This is a genomic window from Mycolicibacterium sp. HS_4_1 (genome assembly GCF_054515875.1).
Genome location: NZ_CM137261.1, coordinates 2293950 through 2312682, shown reverse-complemented (window position 1 = coordinate 2312682; position 18733 = coordinate 2293950). Strand labels below are relative to the sequence as shown.

At 67.9% G+C, this 18733-nt stretch carries 17 protein-coding genes; 3 read left to right on the top strand and 14 right to left on the bottom strand.

The window, feature by feature from the left end:
* Positions 1-209: 209 nt before the first annotated feature.
* The 5 genes from ftsY to ACX12F_RS10950 all read right to left on the bottom strand — a co-directional run bounded on the left by ftsY (position 210) and on the right by ACX12F_RS10950 (position 7956).
* Positions 210-1598, bottom strand: a complete 1389-nt coding sequence (gene ftsY / locus ACX12F_RS10970; protein ID WP_459369586.1) for a signal recognition particle-docking protein FtsY — start codon at positions 1596-1598, stop codon at positions 210-212.
* Positions 1599-1711: 113 nt separating this feature from the next.
* Entirely contained in the window at positions 1712-3484 is a 1773-nt protein-coding gene (locus tag ACX12F_RS10965; protein WP_459369585.1) for an HNH endonuclease signature motif containing protein, read from the bottom strand.
* Positions 3485-3607: 123 nt separating this feature from the next.
* Entirely contained in the window at positions 3608-7195 is a 3588-nt protein-coding gene (smc, locus tag ACX12F_RS10960; protein WP_459369584.1) for a chromosome segregation protein SMC, read from the bottom strand.
* A 51-nt stretch (positions 7196-7246) separates the two neighbouring features.
* Entirely contained in the window at positions 7247-7552 is a 306-nt protein-coding gene (locus ACX12F_RS10955; RefSeq protein ID WP_459369583.1) for an acylphosphatase, read from the bottom strand.
* Complete coding sequence (locus ACX12F_RS10950; RefSeq protein ID WP_459369582.1) at positions 7549-7956, bottom strand: OsmC family protein; 408 nt, start codon at positions 7954-7956, stop codon at positions 7549-7551. Before ACX12F_RS10950 ends, ACX12F_RS10955 begins: the two co-directional genes overlap by 4 nt.
* Between ACX12F_RS10950 and ACX12F_RS10945 the strand changes: the two genes are divergently transcribed.
* The 3 genes from ACX12F_RS10945 to ACX12F_RS10935 all read left to right on the top strand — a co-directional run bounded on the left by ACX12F_RS10945 (position 7955) and on the right by ACX12F_RS10935 (position 9718).
* Entirely contained in the window at positions 7955-8086 is a 132-nt protein-coding gene (locus ACX12F_RS10945) for a hypothetical protein (RefSeq protein WP_459369581.1), read from the top strand. The two genes, ACX12F_RS10950 and ACX12F_RS10945, sit on opposite strands and share 2 nt — an antisense overlap.
* Positions 8087-8141: 55 nt before the next feature.
* A complete protein-coding gene (locus tag ACX12F_RS10940) occupies positions 8142-8840 on the top strand; it encodes an Rv0361 family membrane protein (protein WP_459369580.1) in 699 nt (232 codons plus the stop codon).
* 95 nt (positions 8841-8935) lie between these two features.
* Entirely contained in the window at positions 8936-9718 is a 783-nt protein-coding gene (locus ACX12F_RS10935) for an Rv0361 family membrane protein (RefSeq protein WP_459369579.1), read from the top strand.
* A gap of 9 nt (positions 9719-9727) precedes the next feature.
* Here ACX12F_RS10935 and mutM read toward each other — a convergent pair whose 3' ends face one another.
* The 9 genes from mutM to ACX12F_RS10890 form a co-directional block, all read right to left on the bottom strand.
* Positions 9728-10588: a bifunctional DNA-formamidopyrimidine glycosylase/DNA-(apurinic or apyrimidinic site) lyase gene (gene mutM, locus ACX12F_RS10930; RefSeq protein WP_459369578.1), complete on the bottom strand. Its 861-nt coding sequence runs from the start codon at positions 10586-10588 to the stop codon at positions 9728-9730.
* Complete coding sequence (gene rnc, locus ACX12F_RS10925; protein WP_459369577.1) at positions 10581-11312, bottom strand: ribonuclease III; 732 nt, start codon at positions 11310-11312, stop codon at positions 10581-10583. The genes mutM and rnc overlap by 8 nt, the downstream gene beginning before the upstream one ends.
* The gene (locus ACX12F_RS10920) at positions 11309-11881 is read right to left on the bottom strand and encodes a YceD family protein (RefSeq protein WP_459369576.1); all 573 of its coding nucleotides are present in this window, start codon (positions 11879-11881) and stop codon (positions 11309-11311) included. Before ACX12F_RS10920 ends, rnc begins: the two co-directional genes overlap by 4 nt.
* A 56-nt stretch (positions 11882-11937) precedes the next feature.
* Positions 11938-12675 carry a cell division protein SepIVA gene (sepIVA, locus tag ACX12F_RS10915; protein WP_459369575.1) on the bottom strand — a complete coding sequence of 246 codons (738 nt, stop codon included), beginning with the start codon at positions 12673-12675 and terminating at the stop codon, positions 11938-11940.
* 89 nt (positions 12676-12764) lie between these two features.
* On the bottom strand, positions 12765-13241 hold the full coding sequence (gene coaD, locus ACX12F_RS10910) for a pantetheine-phosphate adenylyltransferase (protein WP_459369574.1): 477 nt from the start codon (positions 13239-13241) through the stop codon (positions 12765-12767).
* A gap of 37 nt (positions 13242-13278) precedes the next feature.
* Entirely contained in the window at positions 13279-13836 is a 558-nt protein-coding gene (gene rsmD / locus ACX12F_RS10905; protein ID WP_459370310.1) for a 16S rRNA (guanine(966)-N(2))-methyltransferase RsmD, read from the bottom strand.
* A complete protein-coding gene (locus ACX12F_RS10900) occupies positions 13833-17216 on the bottom strand; it encodes a pyruvate carboxylase (protein ID WP_459369573.1) in 3384 nt (1127 codons plus the stop codon). Before ACX12F_RS10900 ends, rsmD begins: the two co-directional genes overlap by 4 nt.
* A 34-nt stretch (positions 17217-17250) precedes the next feature.
* Positions 17251-17856 (bottom strand): vitamin K epoxide reductase family protein, encoded by a 606-nt coding sequence (locus tag ACX12F_RS10895; RefSeq protein ID WP_459369572.1) that lies wholly within the window; start codon positions 17854-17856, stop codon positions 17251-17253.
* Positions 17853-18686 carry a DsbA family protein gene (locus ACX12F_RS10890; RefSeq protein ID WP_459369571.1) on the bottom strand — a complete coding sequence of 278 codons (834 nt, stop codon included), beginning with the start codon at positions 18684-18686 and terminating at the stop codon, positions 17853-17855. The genes ACX12F_RS10895 and ACX12F_RS10890 overlap by 4 nt, the downstream gene beginning before the upstream one ends.
* Positions 18687-18733: the final 47 nt, after the last annotated feature.

Below are 18733 nucleotides of genomic sequence, written 5' to 3'. Positions count from 1 at the left end.
TCCTCCTTAACCCATGTCACGGGCAGATACCAATGACCTAGGCCAGAACTTTGCGCATCGGTTGTTTCGCCGACGGCGCGCGGGCGTTTCGCATATGTGAACGGATTGACCAGTTACGTTTCGGCGCGGTTAATGACGTCTCTCACCCCTGCTGAGCAGACGTGAAATCCACCGCAACCGCGAAGTGTGCCCAGCTCGCGGGAGTTCTGTTAACCCAAGAGGGCGTCGACGAAAGCCGCGGGCTCGAAGGGCGCCAGGTCGTCCGGGCCTTCGCCGAGGCCGACGAGTTTGACCGGCACACCGAGCTCCTGCTGCACGCGGAACACGATGCCACCCTTTGCAGTTCCGTCGAGCTTGGTGAGCACCACGCCGGTGATGTCGACCACCTCGGCGAAGACGCGGGCCTGCGGCAGGCTGTTCTGTCCGATGGTGGCGTCGAGGACCAGCAGCACCTCGTCGACCTTGGCGCGCTTTTCGACCACGCGCTTGACCTTGCCCAGCTCGTCCATCAGGCCGGTCTTGGTGTGCAGGCGGCCCGCCGTGTCGACCACGACGACGTCAGCGCCCGCTGCGATGCCCTTGTCGACGGCGTCGAACGCCACGGAGGCCGGATCGGCGCCCTCTGGACCGCGCACGATGTCGGCGCCGACGCGGGCGCCCCAGCTCTGCAGCTGGTCGGCAGCGGCGGCGCGGAAGGTATCGGCCGCGCCGAGCACGACGCGGCGACCGTCGGCGACCAGCACGCGGGCCAGTTTGCCGACGGTGGTGGTCTTGCCGGCTCCGTTGACCCCGACCACCAGCAGTACCGACGGCTTGTCGGCGTGCGGCAGTGCCTTGATGGACCGGTCCAGGTCGGTCCGCAGTTCCTTGATCAGCACCTCGCGCAGCACCGCGCGGGCATCGGCCTCGGTGCGCACGTTGGCCTCGGCCATCCGGCTGCGCAGCGCGGTGACGACCGATTCGGTGGCGACCGGCCCCAGGTCGGCGATCAGCAAGGTGTCTTCGACGGACTCCCACGAGTCCTCATCCAGGTCGCCGCCGCCCAACAGGCCCAGCATGCTGCGGCCCAGCGTGGTCTGCGACTTGGCCAGGCGGCCGCGCAACCGCTCCAACCGGCCGGCGGTGGGCGCGATTTCGTCGCGCGGGCTGACCTCGGCTTCGGGTTCGGCTTCGGGCTCGGCTTCGACCTCGGGTTCGGGTTCGGGTTCGGGAGCGAGAGTCGGCTCGGGCGCCACGACGACGTCCGGTTCCGGCTCGGCCACGACTTCCGGCTCGGCCACAGCTTCCGGCTCGGCCACGACTTCCGGCTCGGCCACGACTTCCGGCTCCGGGAGCTGGATATCGGCGATGGTGCGCTTACGCGAGTCACGCGGAATCTCGGCGTCGTCCCCGACGGTCGGCAACTTCTCCGCAGTGTCGGAACTACTGAACGTGATACCCGACGACGCTGTGTAGCCGCCGGAGCGGTCCAGCTTCGGTGTCTCCTCTGGCGCGGCGAGGGAGATGCGGCTGCGCCGGTAGCGGACGAATCCGACGACCAGTGCAGTGACAACGAGAACTGCGACGACCGCTAGCGCGATCCAGAGACCTTCCGACACCGTGCCATTCTGTCAGCCGCACCAAGTCCCGCCGCGCATGGCAGACGTCAGCCCGGCTGACGCAGATCGGCACAACGATCCCCTCAGTCGGGGATATCAATCCATCCGAGTGTTCAGAGCGGTGGTGGGATGTCGTTTTCAGTGGGCGGGTATTGCTCGCCGGATGCGGTTGCTTCCTCTGCCCGACGGCCGGTTTCGCGTGCGGCTTGGAGGGCTTCGTGTCGCCGGGCGCAGGCTTCTTGGGCCGCCGCTAACTGCTGGAGGTCGGCTTCGTTGAGAGCGCGTTCGTAAGCGATCTGCTGCGCCAGGTCTTGGGCGCGGGTGCGGCGCCGCATCGGCATCATGACACCCCGCCCCGGCGCCGGTGGGGTATCCAGATCAGTACCGTCCGGCGGCGGCGGATCCGGGAGCGGGGTGTCGGTGACCTTGTCGGGGAACAAGATTCGACTCGTAGGCACGCTGATATACGTGTGGCCAGTAGGTGCAGTCCACACAATCGTCCCGTCAGCGAGTTGACGGTCACGCCAGCCCTCGGGCCCACCGTAGAAGGTCTTGAGTAAGTGGTGTTTGCGGCATTTCGGGCTCAAGTTGCCCGGATGGGTCGGCCCGCCCGGCCACGGCATCGTGTGGTCGAGGTCGCAGGTGGTGGCCGGCTGATCGCAGCCCGGGAACATGCACGTCATCGCCCGCATCCGCACGAACTCATCAATCGCGGCCGAGGGCCGGTAGCGGTTTACCCCACCCAATCCGGTGGCTGAGGCGACGGTGCGGACCTTGGCGCCGCGGGCGACCAGATCGGCCAACGTGGCCGGCGGCACCACACCGCCGCCGACCACATAGCCGACCGGGGTGCGCACCGGAGCGGGGACCCGCACAGGCGCCGGCTCAGCCGCGGGAGCAGGACTGTGGGCGAGCGTGGCGGCTGGCACTGGCGCGGGCGACGCGTCGAGCGCTGCCCCGTTCACCAGCTCGGGTGCGCGCTCGGATTCGGGCGTGAAGACCGGCTCAGGCACGGGCGGGGTCAGGGGTGCAGCCGGGTCCCCGCTGAGCAGCCGATCAGCCACCGGCGCCGGCAGCGCATCGGTCAGCACATGAATCACCACCGCCGTCGCCCGCACATCAGGCCCGACCGCCGCGCAATCGGGGGTGCCACACTGGCACGCCAAACGGTCCCCACGGGCGGCGAGCACCCCGACCGCATCCGCGCGGCGCTGGGCGAACGTGCGCGGATCGTTGTCACACACCTGCCGAGCGAGGGCAGTCAAGGCCCGATCGAACAACTCGGCGTCGGTGGCCAGCAGCGCACCCCAGATCGACGCCACCCCGGTCTCATCATCAGGCTTGCCGACCCCAACCCCACGCGAGCGGGCCGCCGACCGCACCTTGAGCACCGCGGCCGGGTCGAACTTGTGCACCCAACCGTCGATCTTCTTCTCAATCTTCTTGCGGGACAACCCCGCCCACTCACACAATGCCCCCGCCAGAGCAGCATCGATCACCGCCAACGTGTTGGGATCCTCCACCAGCCGGGTACGCCAACAGATCATGCCGACCGTGCGCGCCGACACCCCGCCATCGGCGAACACCGCCGCCACCCTCGGCAACCGGTCTCGCAATGCGACCGCGATAGACAGTTGCCCAGAGGCTTCCCGAGACCCGATCCCCAACGCAGCCCCGACCTCAGCGACCGCGGCATCCCAACCATCACACGCCCACCACTGCCGATCACCCTGACCATCAACGCGCAGCGCCACCAGATCAGCAATGGCCGTGAACTTCCCAGACTCGGCCATAGCCGATACCCGCGCGAAGTGGACCATCGAGTCGACCACGGATACATCGTGGACCAGCGCACCGCCAGCCCCGATCCCCACGCGTTCGAACATACGTTCTATTATGCCAGGCGGATCTGACAAGCGCCACTGTTATGTCTCAGGACATCTGACAAGCGCCACAGAAGTCGAGATGCAGATCGACCGTGAAGACCGCCCGCAACCCAGGGCCCTCGCCTAGGAGGGGTTGGAGACCAACTCCTGGCCGCGCATGCGCTGTGAGATCACCTGTGTGATGCCGTCGCCCTGCATCGTGACGCCGTACAGCGCGTCGGCGACCTCCATGGTCGGCTTCTGGTGCGTAATGACGATCAGCTGCGACTTCTCCCGCAGTTGCTCGAACAGGCTGATCAGACGGCGCAGGTTCACGTCGTCCAGCGCGGCCTCGACCTCGTCCATGACGTAGAAGGGTGACGGGCGCGCCCGGAAGATCGCCACCAGCATCGCGACCGCGGTGAGCGACTTCTCGCCACCGGACAGCAGGGATAACCGCTTGACCTTTTTACCCGGCGGCCGGGCCTCGACCTCGATGCCGGTGGTGAGCATGTCGCTGGGGTTGGTCAGCAGCAGCCGGCCCTCGCCGCCGGGGAACAGCGTTTGGAACACCTGGCTGAACTCCGCCTCCACGTCGGCGTAAGCCTCGGTGAAGACCCGGAGGATGCGCTCGTCGACGTCGGCGATGACGTCCATCAGGTCCTTGCGGGCACCCTTGACGTCCTCCAACTGGGTGGACAGAAAGTTGTAGCGCTCCTCGAGCGCGGCGAACTCCTCCAGCGCCAAAGGGTTCACCCGGCCGAGCTCGGCCAGTTCCTTCTCGGCCTTTTTCGCGCGCCGCTCCTGGGTGGGCCGGTCGAACTCCATCGGCACGGGCGCGGTGACCTGCTCGCCGCGTTCTTTGGCCTGCTCGTATTCGGCCATCTCGAGTTCGGTCGGCGGCAGCGGCACATCCGGGCCGTACTCGGCGACCAGGTCGGCCACCGCCATCCCGAACTGCTCGAGCGCCTGCTGCTCGAGTTGCTCGATGCGAAGGGCCGCTTGTGCTTTCGCGACCTCGTCGCGATGCAGCGCCTCGGTCAGCGCGCCCGCGCGGGCACTGAGTTCGGACACTTCCGCCCTGACGCGCGTCAATCCCTCCGAGCGTTGGGCCCGCTCGGTGGCCAAAGCGTCGCGCTCGCGTGCCGCCAGTGCCACTGTGGCAGCCAGCTTTTCGGCAACCAGCCGGCCGGAGTCGGCAACCGCGGCGGCGACCTTCGCCGCGTTCTCCCGCGCTTCCCGGGCCCGTGCGGCCCGCACTCGGGCCTCACGCTCGGCCGCCGCGGCTCGGCGCAATGAATCTGCCCGGCCGCGAACGGCATTCGCTCGTTCTTCAGCGGTCCGCACCGTCAGCCGGGCCTCGACCTCGACCGCTCTCGCCTCTTCGGCGGCCGCCGTCGTCTCGGAGCGGTCGACGAACTCGGCGTCGAACATCGGCTCCTGCTGCGCGTTGTGGAGGCGATCTTCCAACTCGGCCAGCTCGGCCAGGGTACGACTGCGGCCGGCCTCCAGCTCATCGCGCTGCGCCATCAGCTGCTGCCATTCGGCATCGGCCGTCCGGGCCTCCTGCCCCAGCCGAGCCAAGTGCTCGTAGACGGACGAGATGGTGGCATCAGACTCGTGCAGCGCGGCCAGCGCGTGTTCGACGGCGTCCCGCCGCGCCGACTGTTCGGCCAGCGCACCCGCCAGCGCGGCACCGAACTCGCTGGTCTGGCGCTCGGCGTCGATCAGCGCGGTGCGTGCCTTCTCGATCTCCGAGGTGATCTCCAGGGCGCTCGGCTTGCGATCGGAGCCACCGCTGACCCAGCCGGCGCCGACCAGATCGCCGTCGGCCGTCACTGCCCGCAGTTCCGGACGCGCGGCCACCAGATCCAACGCCGCAGGGAGATCAGCGACCACCGCAACCCGCGCCAGCATGGCGCTCATCGCGCCCGAGAGCCGGGCCGGCACCTCGACCAGATCCAGCGCCCATTGGGCATTGGACGGCAATTCGCCACGCGGCGAAGCAGTTTCGGCAGGCCAGTCACTGAGCACAATGGCCGCACGGCCACCGTCGCCCTGCTTGAGCGCGGCCACGGCGGCGCGTGCGGCTTCGAAGCTGTCGGCCGCCAAGGCGTCGGCAGCGGCACCCAGTACGGCCGCAATTGCGGTTTCATGACCGGACCGCACCTTGAGCAACTCCGCCACCGAGCCGAAAAGCCCTGAGCCGTCATGGTTTTTCTGCAACCACGCCGATCCGTCTTTGAGGTCGAGGGTCACCGACAGGGCGTCGATGCGGGCCCGCAAGGAAGCCACCTGCTTCTCGACAGCACGCTCGGCCGCCTGCAGCTCGCTGACCCGTTCGTCGGCTTGGCGCATGGCCGCGATGGTCCGCCCGTGATGTTCATCGAGCCCGTACTCGCCGGCGTCCAGTTCACCGACCTTGCCCTGCACGAGCTCGAACTCGGCTTTCGCCTGCTCGACCCGGGCGGCCGCTTCCTCGATGCTGCCGCTCAGCCGGACCGTGCGCTCGTCGATCGATTCGATGCGGGTGCGCATGGTGTCGACCTGGCCGGACAACCGTGCGAGGCCTTCGCGCCGGTCCGCCTCGGCGCGGGCCGCCGCCATCTGGGCCCGCTCAGCGTCGGCCGCGGCGCGTTCGCATTCGGCCAGCGCGCCACGTGCGGCCTCCAGCCGGGTCCGGGACTCGGCGAGCTCGGCGAGTAGTTGTTCCTCGTGCTCGGCGACGGCGTCGGCCTCTGCGTCCAGCGCATCCGGGTCCGGCCCGGTCGACATCTCCGGATCGGAGTCCAGCAGGGTGGTGCGCTCGGTGGCGATGCGCACGGTGGCACTGACCCGTTCCGCCAACGCGGACAGCCGGAACCAGGTCTGCTGGGCAGCCTCGGCACGGCCGGACAGGCCTGACACCGCTGCTTCGTGGCCGGCCAATTCCGCCGAGGCGGCTTCCAGGCGCTCGGTCACCTCGCCGTGCTCGCGACGCAGCGCGGTCTCGGTCTGGTTGGTGTCATCGAACTCGGCCTGGCGCGTCACGAGATCGTCGGCGGCGAGCCGCAGCCGGGCGTCACGCAGATCGGCCTGGATGGTCTGGGCGCGGCGCGCCATCTCGGCCTGCCGGCCCAGTGGCTTGAGCTGACGACGCAGTTCGGTGGTCAGGTCGGTGAGGCGGGCCAGGTTGGCCTGCATGGCGTCGAGCTTGCGGACTGCTTTTTCCTTGCGCCGGCGGTGCTTGAGCACGCCGGCGGCTTCCTCGATGAAGGCGCGACGGTCCTCGGGGCGCGATTCCAGAATCTCCGACAGCTTGCCCTGGCCGACGATGACGTGCATTTCGCGGCCGATACCGGAGTCGGACAGCAGTTCCTGCACGTCCATCAGCCGGCAATTGCTGCCGTTGATCTCGTACTCGCTGGCGCCGTCGCGGAACACGCGGCGGGTGATCGACACCTCGGAGTATTCGATCGGCAGTGCGTTGTCCGAGTTGTCGATGGTCAACGTCACCTCGGCCCGGCCCAGCGGGGCCCGCGACGAGGTGCCGGCGAAGATGACGTCTTCCATCTTGCCGCCGCGCAGCGTCTTGGCGCCCTGCTCGCCCATCACCCAGGTCAGGGCATCGACGACGTTCGATTTGCCCGAACCGTTCGGCCCCACCACGCAGGTGATACCGGGTTCGAAGCGAAGAGTCGTCGGCGACGCGAAGGACTTGAAGCCCTTCAGCGTCAGACTCTTCAGATGCATGGGGTGAAACCCTACCGTCGCGCCGGTTAAATGCCGGGGACCCCTGGGCGTCTAACGCTCGGAAAAGCCGTCGATCGGGTCGCCCGCGGCGGCCCAGTCCTCGACGACGGTCGTCACCGTGCCCGGGGTCGTGCCACCGCGCAGGAGCTCCAACAACCGCTCACAGTCGGCGCGCGGACCCCGCGCCACGACGTGCACGCGGCCGTCGGGCTTGTTACTGGCGTAGCCGGTGAGGCCCAACTCCAGCGCCCGCGCCCGGGTCCACCACCGGAACCCGACGCCCTGCACGTGGCCGTGCACCCAGGCCGACAACCGGACTACGTCGGCGGAGCCGGCAATTGGACCGTCAGTGGTCACTTGTCGGCGAACTCGAAGGTGACCTCGGTGCCCGCCTTCAGCGTGCGGCCCACCGTGCAGACCTTGTCGATGGCCCGCTCGACGACGATCTTCAGTCGCTTGATCTCGTCCTCGGACAGGCTCGAGAGGTCGAGTTCCATGGACTCCTGCAGCAGCGGGTAGACCTCGTTCTCCCGGTCCGGCGGTCCCGAGACCCGGATGGTGGCGTCGTAGTCGTCGCCGAGCCGGGTACGCAACGGCGCGTCGCTGCTCATCCCGCTGCACGCCGCCAACGCGATCTTGAGGAGTTCACCGGGGGTGAAGACGCCCTCGACGTCCTCGGATCCGACGAGGACCTCTGCTCCGCGCGAGCTGTGCCCGGTATAGCGGCGCACCCCGGTGCGTTCGACCCACAGTTCCGTCATGCGTCATTTGTACCGTGCGCGCAGGACCCCTTTGCTGCCGGTGATCCTGGCGAGCTCGCCGGGAATGCCGAAGATTCAGCAGCTGCCCGGGATGAAGCAGGACTGGGCCGACCGGCGTTTCCGGTGGTAGGCGGCCCGCGATGTTACGTTGGACTGCAAGCACAGTTCACAGGGAGCGACCACACATGACCTATCCCCCGCTCGGGCCGCAGCCGGGCCCTCAGCCGTGGCAGCCGCCGCAGCAGCCTGCCCCCGGGTTCCCGCCGAGCGGCTACGGCCAACCGGGATACGGCCAACCCCAACCCGGACCCACGTACGGCCAGCCCGCCTACGGGCAGCCGACATATGGCCAACCTGGGTACGGCCATCCGGGGTACGGACCGCCGCCGGGGTACCCGGCCGGTCCGGGCCTCCCCGGCGCACCGCAACCGAAATCGAATGGCCCGAAGTGGGCGCTGATCGGCGGCCTGGCGGCCATCATCGTCGTCGGCATCGTGCTCGCCGTGGTGCTCGTCTCGAACTCCGGTGGCGGGCTCAGCGCTCTGGGCGGCAACTCCGACGAAGACCAGATTCGGAGCCTGATGAGCTCTGGACCGTCGTCGATCAAAGAACGAGCCTGCGCCAACGACCAGAAGTTCTTCAGCAAGTTCCCCGGCATCGCCGACAGCACCGGCACCAATCCGACCGGCGCCAAGAGCAAAGCGACGGTCGACAGTGTCAACGTGACCGGTGACACCGCCACCGCGGAGGTAACCGCAACGTCGAGCACCGGCCTGGAGCGTTCCGGCACGCTGTACTTCCGCAAAGAAAGCGGTGAGTGGAAGATCTGTTTCACCGACTCACCGCAACTGAAGCAGCTGCAGAACCTGCCCGGCATGAAGTGACCGACCTGTGACTTGCCCGGCCGCGGTTGGCATTTCGGGCAGTCAAGCTGGTGTTACGTTGGACACCAGGCACATTTCACAGGGAGCGCGCAGACATGACCTATCCCCCGTCCGGCTCGGATCCGGGCGCTCAGCCCTGGCAGCCGCCGCAGCAGCCGCCCGAGGGATACGGCCAGCCTGCGTACGGGCAACCGCAGTACGGGCAACCGGCCTACGGACAACCCGCGTACGGGCAGCCGCAGTACGGACAACCGGCCTACGGCCAGCCTGAGTACGGGCAGCCTGCCGCCTACGGCCAGTCGCAGTACGGATACCCCGGCGCCTACGGCCGGCCCGGATACGGGCCGGTCCCCGGGTATCCGGTGGGTCCGGGATACCCCGGCCAGCCCGGGTTCCCGCCGCCCACTCCGCCCAATCGGAACCGGACGTTCGCGCTCATCGGTGCGGGAATCTTCGCCGTCGTCCTGGTCATCGTGGTGGTCATCCTCATCGCGATGTCAGGTTCGGACTCGCAGTCGGCGTCCGGCAGCAGCGGAGTGACGGTCGCCCCGACGTCGGAAGAGGACCAGATTCGCGACCTGATGACGGCGCGCATCGACACCTTCGACGATTTCAAGGCGCACTCCTGCGCCAATGACGTAAAGCTCTACGACAAGCTGCCCTCGATAGCGGGCAAATTCGACAAGGGCAGCGACAGCCCTGGTCCGAGCGGCGGCGCCGAGATCACCGATATCAACGTCAACGGCGATCGGGCGACGGTGGACGTAAAGTCGTCGAGCGGGACGACCACGAACGTCCCGCTGCGCAAAGAAGGCGGCGAGTGGAAGTTCTGCATGACCGATTCGCCGAAGTTCAAAGGCCTGCCCGGACTGAAGTAGCTTGGCCCGTCAGATCCCGCGCGGGATCCGTGGCCGCGGTTGACATTTCGGGCAGTAGTACGACGAGCGGTTCATAAACTTCTCCCGCCGGATCGCCGTGCCGCAGCGGCGGCACGGCTCGCCCTCCTGGCCGTAGGCGTCCAGTGACCGGTCGAAGTATCCGGACTCGCCGTTGACATTGACGTACAGCGAGTCGAACGACGTGCCGCCTTGCGCCAGTGCCGAGTTCATCACATCGGCAGCATGGCCGAGCAGTTCCCCGAGCCGGCGCCTGGCCAGCGCCGAGGCCGGCCGAAAGCCGTTGACCTGCGCGCGCCACAGCGATTCGTCGGCGTAGATGTTGCCGACACCCGACACCACGGTTTGGTCCAGCAGCTGACGCTTGATCTCAGAGTCCTTGCGCCGCAAGACGTTCACCACCGAGTCCGGGTCGAATGCGGCATCCAGCGGATCGCGGGCGATGTGCGCCACGGGCAGGGGGACGACGCTGCCGTCGACCTCGACGAGGTCGCAAACCTGCCAACCACCAAAGGTGCGTTGGTCGACGAAGCTCAGCTCGGTGCCGTCGTCGAGCACGGCCGCGATCCGCAGGTGCGACGGTCGCGCGGGAGGGCCGATCAGCATCTGGCCGCTCATCCCCAGGTGCACCACCAGTGCCTCGTCACCGTCCAGAGTGAGCCACAGGTACTTGCCGCGGCGCCCCGTCCCAGTGATCCGGCGTCCGGCCAGCCGGCCCGCCAGATCCGCGGGACCGTTGTCGTGCCGTCGCACGGCGCGCGGGTGCAACACCGTCACAGTGGTGAAACCCTTTGTCACGACATGTGCTTCGAGGCCGCGCCGGACAACCTCGACTTCGGGGAGTTCAGGCATTGCTGACGGCGTCAGCGTCAGGGTCGACGTCGGGACTGGCTTCCAGCGCCTGGTAAGCCGCCGCGGCAGCGTGCTGTTCGGCTTCTTTCTTGGTGCGCCCGGTGCCTTCGCCGTAGTCGATGCCGCCCACCACCGCGCGTGCGGTGAACTCTTTGTCGTGCTCCGGGCCCGTGGACGTCACGACGTACGACGGGACGCCGATCCGGCGGGCCGCGGACAATTCTTGCAGGCTGGTCTTCCAGTCCAGACCCGCGCCCAGACTCGCCGCGGTGTCGAGTGCGGTGCTGAACAGTCCCATCACCACGGTCTGGGCCACCTCGTGACCATGTTCGACATACGTTGCGCCGAGCAAGGATTCGAGTCCGTCAGCCAGCAGATTGGCTTTCTGCGCGCCACCGCTGGCCATCTCGCCCCGGCCCAGCAGCAGGTAGCTGCCCAGCCCATCGGGGGGCATACTACGAGCTATCTCCGCCAGCGCCTGAGTGTTGACGACTGCTGACTTGAGCTTGGCCAACTCGCCTTCGCTGCGGTCCGGGTACCGGCGGAAAATCTCGGCGGTGATCACCAGACCCAGCACGGCGTCGCCCAGGAACTCCAACCGTTCGTTGGTCGGTAGACCGCCGTTCTCGTACGCGTAGCTGCGATGAGTCAGAGCCACAGTCAGCAGATCGTCGGGCAACCGCACGCCCAGCGCTGCGAGCAGCGGCGCACGATCTACCGTCACGGACCGTCCTCCGGCGCAGCGCCGTCGGCGTCGGGGCCGTCCGGCATCAGTGCCTGCAACTTCGCCCACCGCGGGTCGATCTTGTCGTGATGATGGCCCGGTTCGGCGTCGAGTAGGCGCACTCCGCAATCCGGGCACAAGCCCGGGCAGTCCGGGGTGCACAGCGGCGCGAACGGCAGCGTCAGCCCGACCTCGTCGATGATCGACTGCTCGAGGTCGACGGTGTCATCGACGACGTGGCCGACCTCGTCTTCCTCCGTGGTGGCCTCGGTCGTGCTGTCTGGGTAGGCGAACAGCTCGGTGAGGTCGACCGTGACGTGTCCGGACAGCGGGTTGAGGCACCGCGAGCACTCGCCGGATGTCGGCGCGGACACCGACCCCGTCACCAGCACGCCTTCGGACACCGACTGCAGTTGCAGGTCGAGATCGATCGGCGCGCCGGCCTCGATCGCCATCAGATCCAGGCCGATTCGCCCGGGACTGGGCACGGTTTCGACGTGCGTGATCATCAACCCGGGCCGTCGGCCCAATCGCACAATGTCAATGGTCAGAGGACTCGGGCCAGGCATTGGTCAATCCTACGTCGGCGCCGATCGTCGACCGGACGCCATTCCCGCTAACCGATTCAGCGCTGGGCGTAGTCGTGCGTGCCCGCCGCGGTACGCAGCTGGTGCCGGCCCCGGCTGACTGAGCGCAGCGTGCCCTGGAGGTGCTCCTCGAACTCGGCGAGCTTGGTGTCGACGTAGATGTCGCATTCGCCCCGCAAACGGTCCGCCTCGGCATGCGCCGAATCGACCATGCGGGTGGCCTCGGCATGGGCGGTCTGGACCACCTCGGTCTCGGACACCAGGCGCTGCTGCTCCTTGATGCCCTCCTGGACGGCCTTCTCATATGAGAGATTGCCGCTCTCCAGGAGCCGGTCGACCTCGGCCTTGGCCCGGTTGGTGCTGGCCTCGTACTCGCGCTTGGCGGTGGCGGAGATCCGATTGGCCTCTTCACGGGCCTCCCCGACCATGCGCTCGCTGTGCGCACGGGCCTCGGCGACCATGCGGTCGGCCTGGGCCTTGGCGTCGGCCAGCAGCCTGTCGGCCTCGGACCGGGCGTGGTTGACCAGGGAGTCGGCCTCGGCCGTGGCCGACGACACCATCGCGTCGGCGTGCTGCTTGGCCTCGCGCAGCATCCCGTCGCGGGCATCCAGAACATCCTGGGCATCGTCCAGCTCACCCGGGATCGCGTCCTTGATGTCGTCGAGAAGTTCCAGGACATCGCCCCGCGGCACCATGCAGCCCGCGGTCATCGGCACTCCACGTGCCTCTTCCACGATCGCGCCGAGCTCGTCCAGCGCCTCAAATACTCGGTACACGGCAACATCCTCCAGGCGTAGTTGTTGTTACCAGTGTGCCTGGTGTTACTCGTGTGACTCCGCTTTGGCGACCGGTGTGTCGCGCAGAACTATCCGGCCAGCTTGGCCTGCAGCCGCTTGTTCACCGCTGCCGGCAACAGGTCGGTGACGTCGCCGCCGAGGGCCGCCACCTCCTTCGCCAACGACGACGACACGAACGAGAATTGCGGCTTGGTGGCGACGAAGAAGGTATCGACACCGGCTACATGCCGGTTCATCTGCGCCATTTGCAGCTCGTACTCGAAGTCGGTGCCGGTGCGCAGGCCCTTGACGATGGCCGTCAGCCCCCGCGCCCGGGCGAAGTCGACGACGAGCCCCGATCCGGCCTCGACACGCAGGTTCGGCAGGTGCGACGTCGCCTCGGTGATCATCGCGATGCGCTCCTCGGCGGTGAACATGCCCTTCTTGTTTGGGTTCACCAGCACCGCCACCACCACCTCGTCGAACTGGGCCGCCGCCCGCTCGAAGACATCGAGGTGACCAAGGGTTACCGGGTCGAAGGATCCCGGGCAGACCGCACCGCTCATAGCCCAAGACGGTACAAGGCCCAGGCAATGCCAGTGCTCAGCCCGCCCACTCCGCCATCTCCAGCCGGGTGTCGCCGTACCGCCGCTCGCGCAGCACCGTCCAGCCGTCCGGCCAGACGAGCGCCGGGCCCGACGTCGGGCGCTCGATCACCGCGATCGCCCCCGGCGCCAGCCAGCCACTTGAAACCAGCTGTCCGACAACGGCTTCCACGTCAGCGGCCGGCACGTCGTACGGCGGGTCGGCGAACACCAGGTCCACCGGCCGCGTCGCGGACGTCCCCGCCACACTGGACGCCGTGGCGCACCGCACCGCCGCGCCGTCGACCCCCAGCTCGGCGATGTTCCGTGAGATCACCGCCGCGGCACGCCGATCGGCCTCGACGAACAAGGCCGAGGCCGCGCCGCGGGACAGTGACTCCAGTCCGAGCGCTCCCGATCCGGCGTACAGATCGAGCACGCGCGCCCCATCGAAATCCACCCGGGCCGCCAGCACGTTGAACAACGACTCGCGCACCCGATCCGTCGTCGGCCGAGTCCCTTTGGCCGGCACCGAGATCCGGCGGCCGCCGTGGCGGCCGCCGATGATCCGGGTCAGCTGATCACCACGAGCAGATCGCCACCTTCCACGCCCGCGGTAGGCGTGACGGCGATCCGCGCGACGGTGCCAGCCTTGGGTGCGGTGATGGCTGCCTCCATCTTCATCGCCTCGATGGTGGCGATGGCCTGACCGGCGTCGACCTTGTCACCGACCGCAACGCCGACCGTGACCACGCCCGCGAACGGAGCCGCCACATGGTCGGGGTTGGTGCGGTCGGCCTTCTCGGCAGCCGGCACGTCCGCGGCGATGGCGCGGTCACGCACCAGCACTGGCCGCAGCTGTCCGTTGATGAGGCACAGCACCGTACGCATGCCGCGCTCGTCGGGCTCGGACACCGCTTCCAGGCCGATCAGCAGCTCGACGCCCTTCTCCAGCTGCACGCGATGCTCTTCCCCGCGGCGCAGACCGTAGAAGAACTGGTTGGCGCTGAGCCGCGAGGTATCGCCGTATTCCTCGCGGTGCGCGAGGAACTCCTTTGTCGGTCCGGGGAACAGCAACCGGTTCAGCGCGCCCTGGCGCACCGGACCCGGCGTCGCCAGCTGGGCCCCGTCCTCCTCGGTCAGCTGCTGCTCCGGCCGGGCCGGGCCGCGTCCCTCCAGTGCCTTGCTCCGCAACGGCTCCGGCCAACCGCCGGGCGGGTCGCCCAACTCGCCGCGCAAGAATCCGATGACGCTGTCCGGGATGTCATAGCGGGACGGGTCGGCCGCGAAGTCGTCAGCGGTGACGTGGGCACCGACGAGCGAGAGGGCCAAGTCGCCGACCACCTTGCTCGACGGCGTCACCTTCACCAGGCGGCCGAGGATCCGGTCGGCCCCGGCGTAGGCGTTCTCGATCTCCTCGAACCGGTCCCCCAGGCCCAGCGCGATCGCCTGGGTGCGCAGGTTGCTGAGCTGGCCACCCGGGATTTCGTGGGTGTAGACGCGGCCGGTCGGCGATGGCAGGCCGGACTCGAACGGCGCATACACCCGACGCAGCGCTTCCCAGTACGGCTCCAGGTCGCAGACGGCAGTGAGCGAAAGCCCGGTGTCGTACTGGGTGTGTGCCGTCGCCGCGACGATGGACGACAGCGCGGGCTGGCTGGTGGTGCCGGCCATCGGCGCCGAGGCACCGTCGACCGCATCGGCACCCGCCTGCCAGGCGGCCATGTAGGTTGCCAGCTGGCCGCCCGGGGTGTCGTGCGTGTGCACATGCACCGGCAGATCGAAGCGAGACTTCAGCGCCGACACCAGCTTTGCCGCGGCCGGGGGCCGCAGCAGGCCGGCCATGTCCTTGATGGCCAGCACGTGGGCGCCGGCCTCGACGATCTCCTCGGCGAGCCCGAGCCAGTAGTCCAGCGTGTAGATGTGCTCGCCGGGATCGGTCAGGTCGCCGGTGTAGGACATCGCGACTTCCGCTACCGCAGAACCGGTTTCGCGCACCGCCTCGATGGCTGGACGCATCGACGAGACGTTGTTCAGCGCGTCGAAGATGCGGAAGATGTCGACACCGGTGGCCGTGGCCTCTTCGACGAAAGCCGACGTCACCAGTTCGGGGTACGGCGTGTAGCCGACAGTGTTGCGGCCGCGCAGCAGCATCTGCAGGCAGATGTTCGGCAGGGCCTCACGCAGTGCGGCCAGCCGCTCCCACGGGTCTTCCTTCAAAAAGCGAAGGCCCACATCGTAAGTGGCGCCGCCCCAGCACTCCACCGACAGCAGTTGCGGCGTCGACCGGGCGATGTATGGAGCGATCTCCAGCAGCCCGGTGGACCGCACGCGGGTGGCCAGCAGCGACTGGTGCGCGTCACGGAAGGTGGTGTCGGTGACCCCGACGGCCGGGGTGTCGCGCAGCCAGCGCGCGAAGCCCTCCGGGCCCAGTTCCACCAACCGCTGCTTCGAGCCCGCGGGCGGCGCCGCCTTGAGGTCGACGGCGGGCAGCTTGTCGCGCGGATATACCGCCGACGGACGCGGTCCGTGCGGCTGGTTGACCGTCACGTCGGCCAGGTAGTTGAGGATCTTGGTGCCACGGTCGGCACTGGTGCGCGCGGTCAGCAACTGCGGACGTTCGTCGATGAACGACGTCGTCACCTTTCCGGCGACGAAATCTGGGTCATCGAGCACCGCCTGCAGGAACGGGATGTTGGTCGAGACGCCGCGGATGCGGAACTCGGCCAGGGCCCGCTTGGCGCGCGCCACCGCAGTCGTCAAATCCCTTCCGCGACAGGTTAATTTGACCAGCATGGAGTCGAAATGCGCCGACACCTCGGCGCCCAGGTTGGTGCCGCCGTCCAGCCGGATCCCGGCGCCGCCGGGGGTGCGGTAGGCGGTGATCCGGCCCGTGTCGGGACGGAAGCCGTTGGCCGGGTCCTCGGTGGTGATGCGGCACTGCAGCGCGGCGCCGCGAGGCTGCATGGTCTCCTGGCTCAACCCCAGCTGCTCGAGCGACGAGCCGGAGGCGATACACAACTGCGAGGCGACCAGGTCGACGGCGGTGATCTCCTCGGTCACCGTGTGCTCCACCTGGATACGCGGGTTCATCTCGATGAAGACGTGCTGGCCGCGCTCGTCGACGAGGAATTCGACGGTGCCGGCGCACGAGTAGCCGATCTGCCGGGCGAAGGCCACGGCGTCGTTGCACATGCGCGTCCGCAGTTCGGGATCCAGGTTCGGCGCGGGCGCCAGTTCGATGACCTTCTGGTGGCGGCGCTGGACGCTGCAGTCGCGCTCGAAGAGGTGCATGACGTTGCCGTGGGTGTCGGCGAGGATCTGCACCTCGATGTGCCGCGGGTTGATCACGGCCTGCTCCAGGAACACCGTCGGATCACCGAATGCCGAATCGGCCTCGCGGGACGCGGCTTCGATCGCCTCACGGAGGTCGGCCGGGTCTGCCACCCGGCGCATACCGCGACCGCCACCACCGGCGACGGCCTTGACGAACAACGGGAACCGCATCTGCTCGGCAGCCGCGAGAAGGTCGTCCACCGACGACGACGGCTCCGACGAAGCCAGCACGGGCAGTCCCGCGGCGCGGGCGGACTCGATGGCCCGTGCCTTGTTACCGGTCAGTTCGAGAATGTCGGAGCTGGGTCCGACGAATGTGATGCCCGCGGCGGCACAGGCGGCCGCCAGTTCGGGGTTCTCCGACAGGAAGCCATAGCCCGGGTAGATCGCGTCGGCGCCGCACGCCACCGCTGTGGCGACGATGTCATCGATATTCAGGTACGCCCGTACCGGATGGCCTTTCTCGCCGATCTGGTACGACTCGTCAGCCTTGAGCCGATGCAGCGAATTGCGATCCTCGAACGGGTACACCGCGACGGTGGCGACACCCAGTTCGTTGGCTGCGCGAAAGGCCCGGATCGCGATCTCACCGCGATTGGCCACCAGGAGTTTGGAAATCACCCAGTGACCCTAGCGGCTACGGCCGACTGGTGCGCTAGATCAGCGTGGACCAATAACTCCAGAATCGATCAAGGATCAGCAACGCAATCGCGGTGACCCACACGGCATACAGCGGCCACCGCCACTGGTACACGGCGTCCAACACTTTGTTACCGGCCAAGGGCCGCAAGGCAATTGACGACACCACGACCAGCAGTGCCATGGTGACGACCCACACCACCATGCAGTAGGGGCACAAAGCGCCGATCACGTACAGGCTTTGGTAGATGAGCCAGTGCACGAACACCGCGCCGAGCAGCGTGCCACCGGCCAGACCGGCCCAGTACCACCGCGGCAGCCGAATCCCCGCCACCGCCAGCACACCCGTGACGATGACGACGCTGAAGGCCGCGATGCCGATCAATGGGTTGGGAAACCCGAAGACCGAGGCCTGTTTGGTCAGCATCACCGACCCGCAGGACAGCACCGGGTTGATGCTGCACGACGGGACGTACGACGGGTTCTGGATCTGCCGGATCTTCTCGACCGTCAGCACGAACGCGGCGAGCTCTCCGAGGAGGCCCGCGAGCAGGACCCAGACGGCGGCGGGGCGGCTGACCGCCACCCCGGCCGGCCGCTCGGAGGTCTCGACGTCGGTCACTGGTGCGGCGCCGGAGCGGGCTGCGGTGCCGGAGCGCCGGGCGCAGGTGCGGCGGGTGCCACCGATGCCGTGGACAGGTTCGGCAGATCAGGCGCGATGGCTTTGATCTTCTCGATCAGGCTGCCCGGGTCGCCGTTCGGGACCAGGCTGGTCTCGGTGCCGTTGATCTTGATGGTCGGGGTGCCCTGAATCTGCGCGTTGCGGGCCATGTTGTTGACCATCTCGGTGTAGACGCCGTTCTCGACGCACTTGCTGATCGGGTCGTTCGGGCCGACGGCGACACCGGACTGGCGCGCGTACTCCAGCAGCTTGGCGTTGTCCGGGAAAGTGGCCGCGGTCTCCTCGGGCTGGTTCTTGTACAGCGCCTCATGGAAGCGCCGGAACGCAGTCTTGTCCTCGTCGGCGACGCAGTACGCGATGGCGCCGGCGCGCGTCGAGTACGACTTCGGGTCGCCACGGCCGATGATCGAGACGATGTTGTAGTCGACGGCGATGTCGCCGTTGTCGATCAGCTTGGCGATGGTCGGGCCGTACGTCTTCTCGAAGACGCCGCAGACCGGGCAGAGGAAATCCTCGTAGATCGCGAGGGTGACCTTCGGGTCCTTGGTGCCGGGATTGGTGACGACATTGCTGGCCGCGATCTGAACAGCCTGGACCTTGTGCGGGTCGGCCTTGGGCTTGCCGTTCATGACGATGTACGCCACCAGGACCACGGCGAAGACGATGACAAGCGCGGTCAGGCCGCCCTTGACCACCCAGTCCCGCTTCCGGTCCGCGGCCTTCAGGTCGTAGCTGGCGTTCTTCGATGACTTCGACGATTTCGACGGCACGGCGTCAAGGGTACCGACGCGGTCGCCGAAGTCGGCCGGACCCGTGC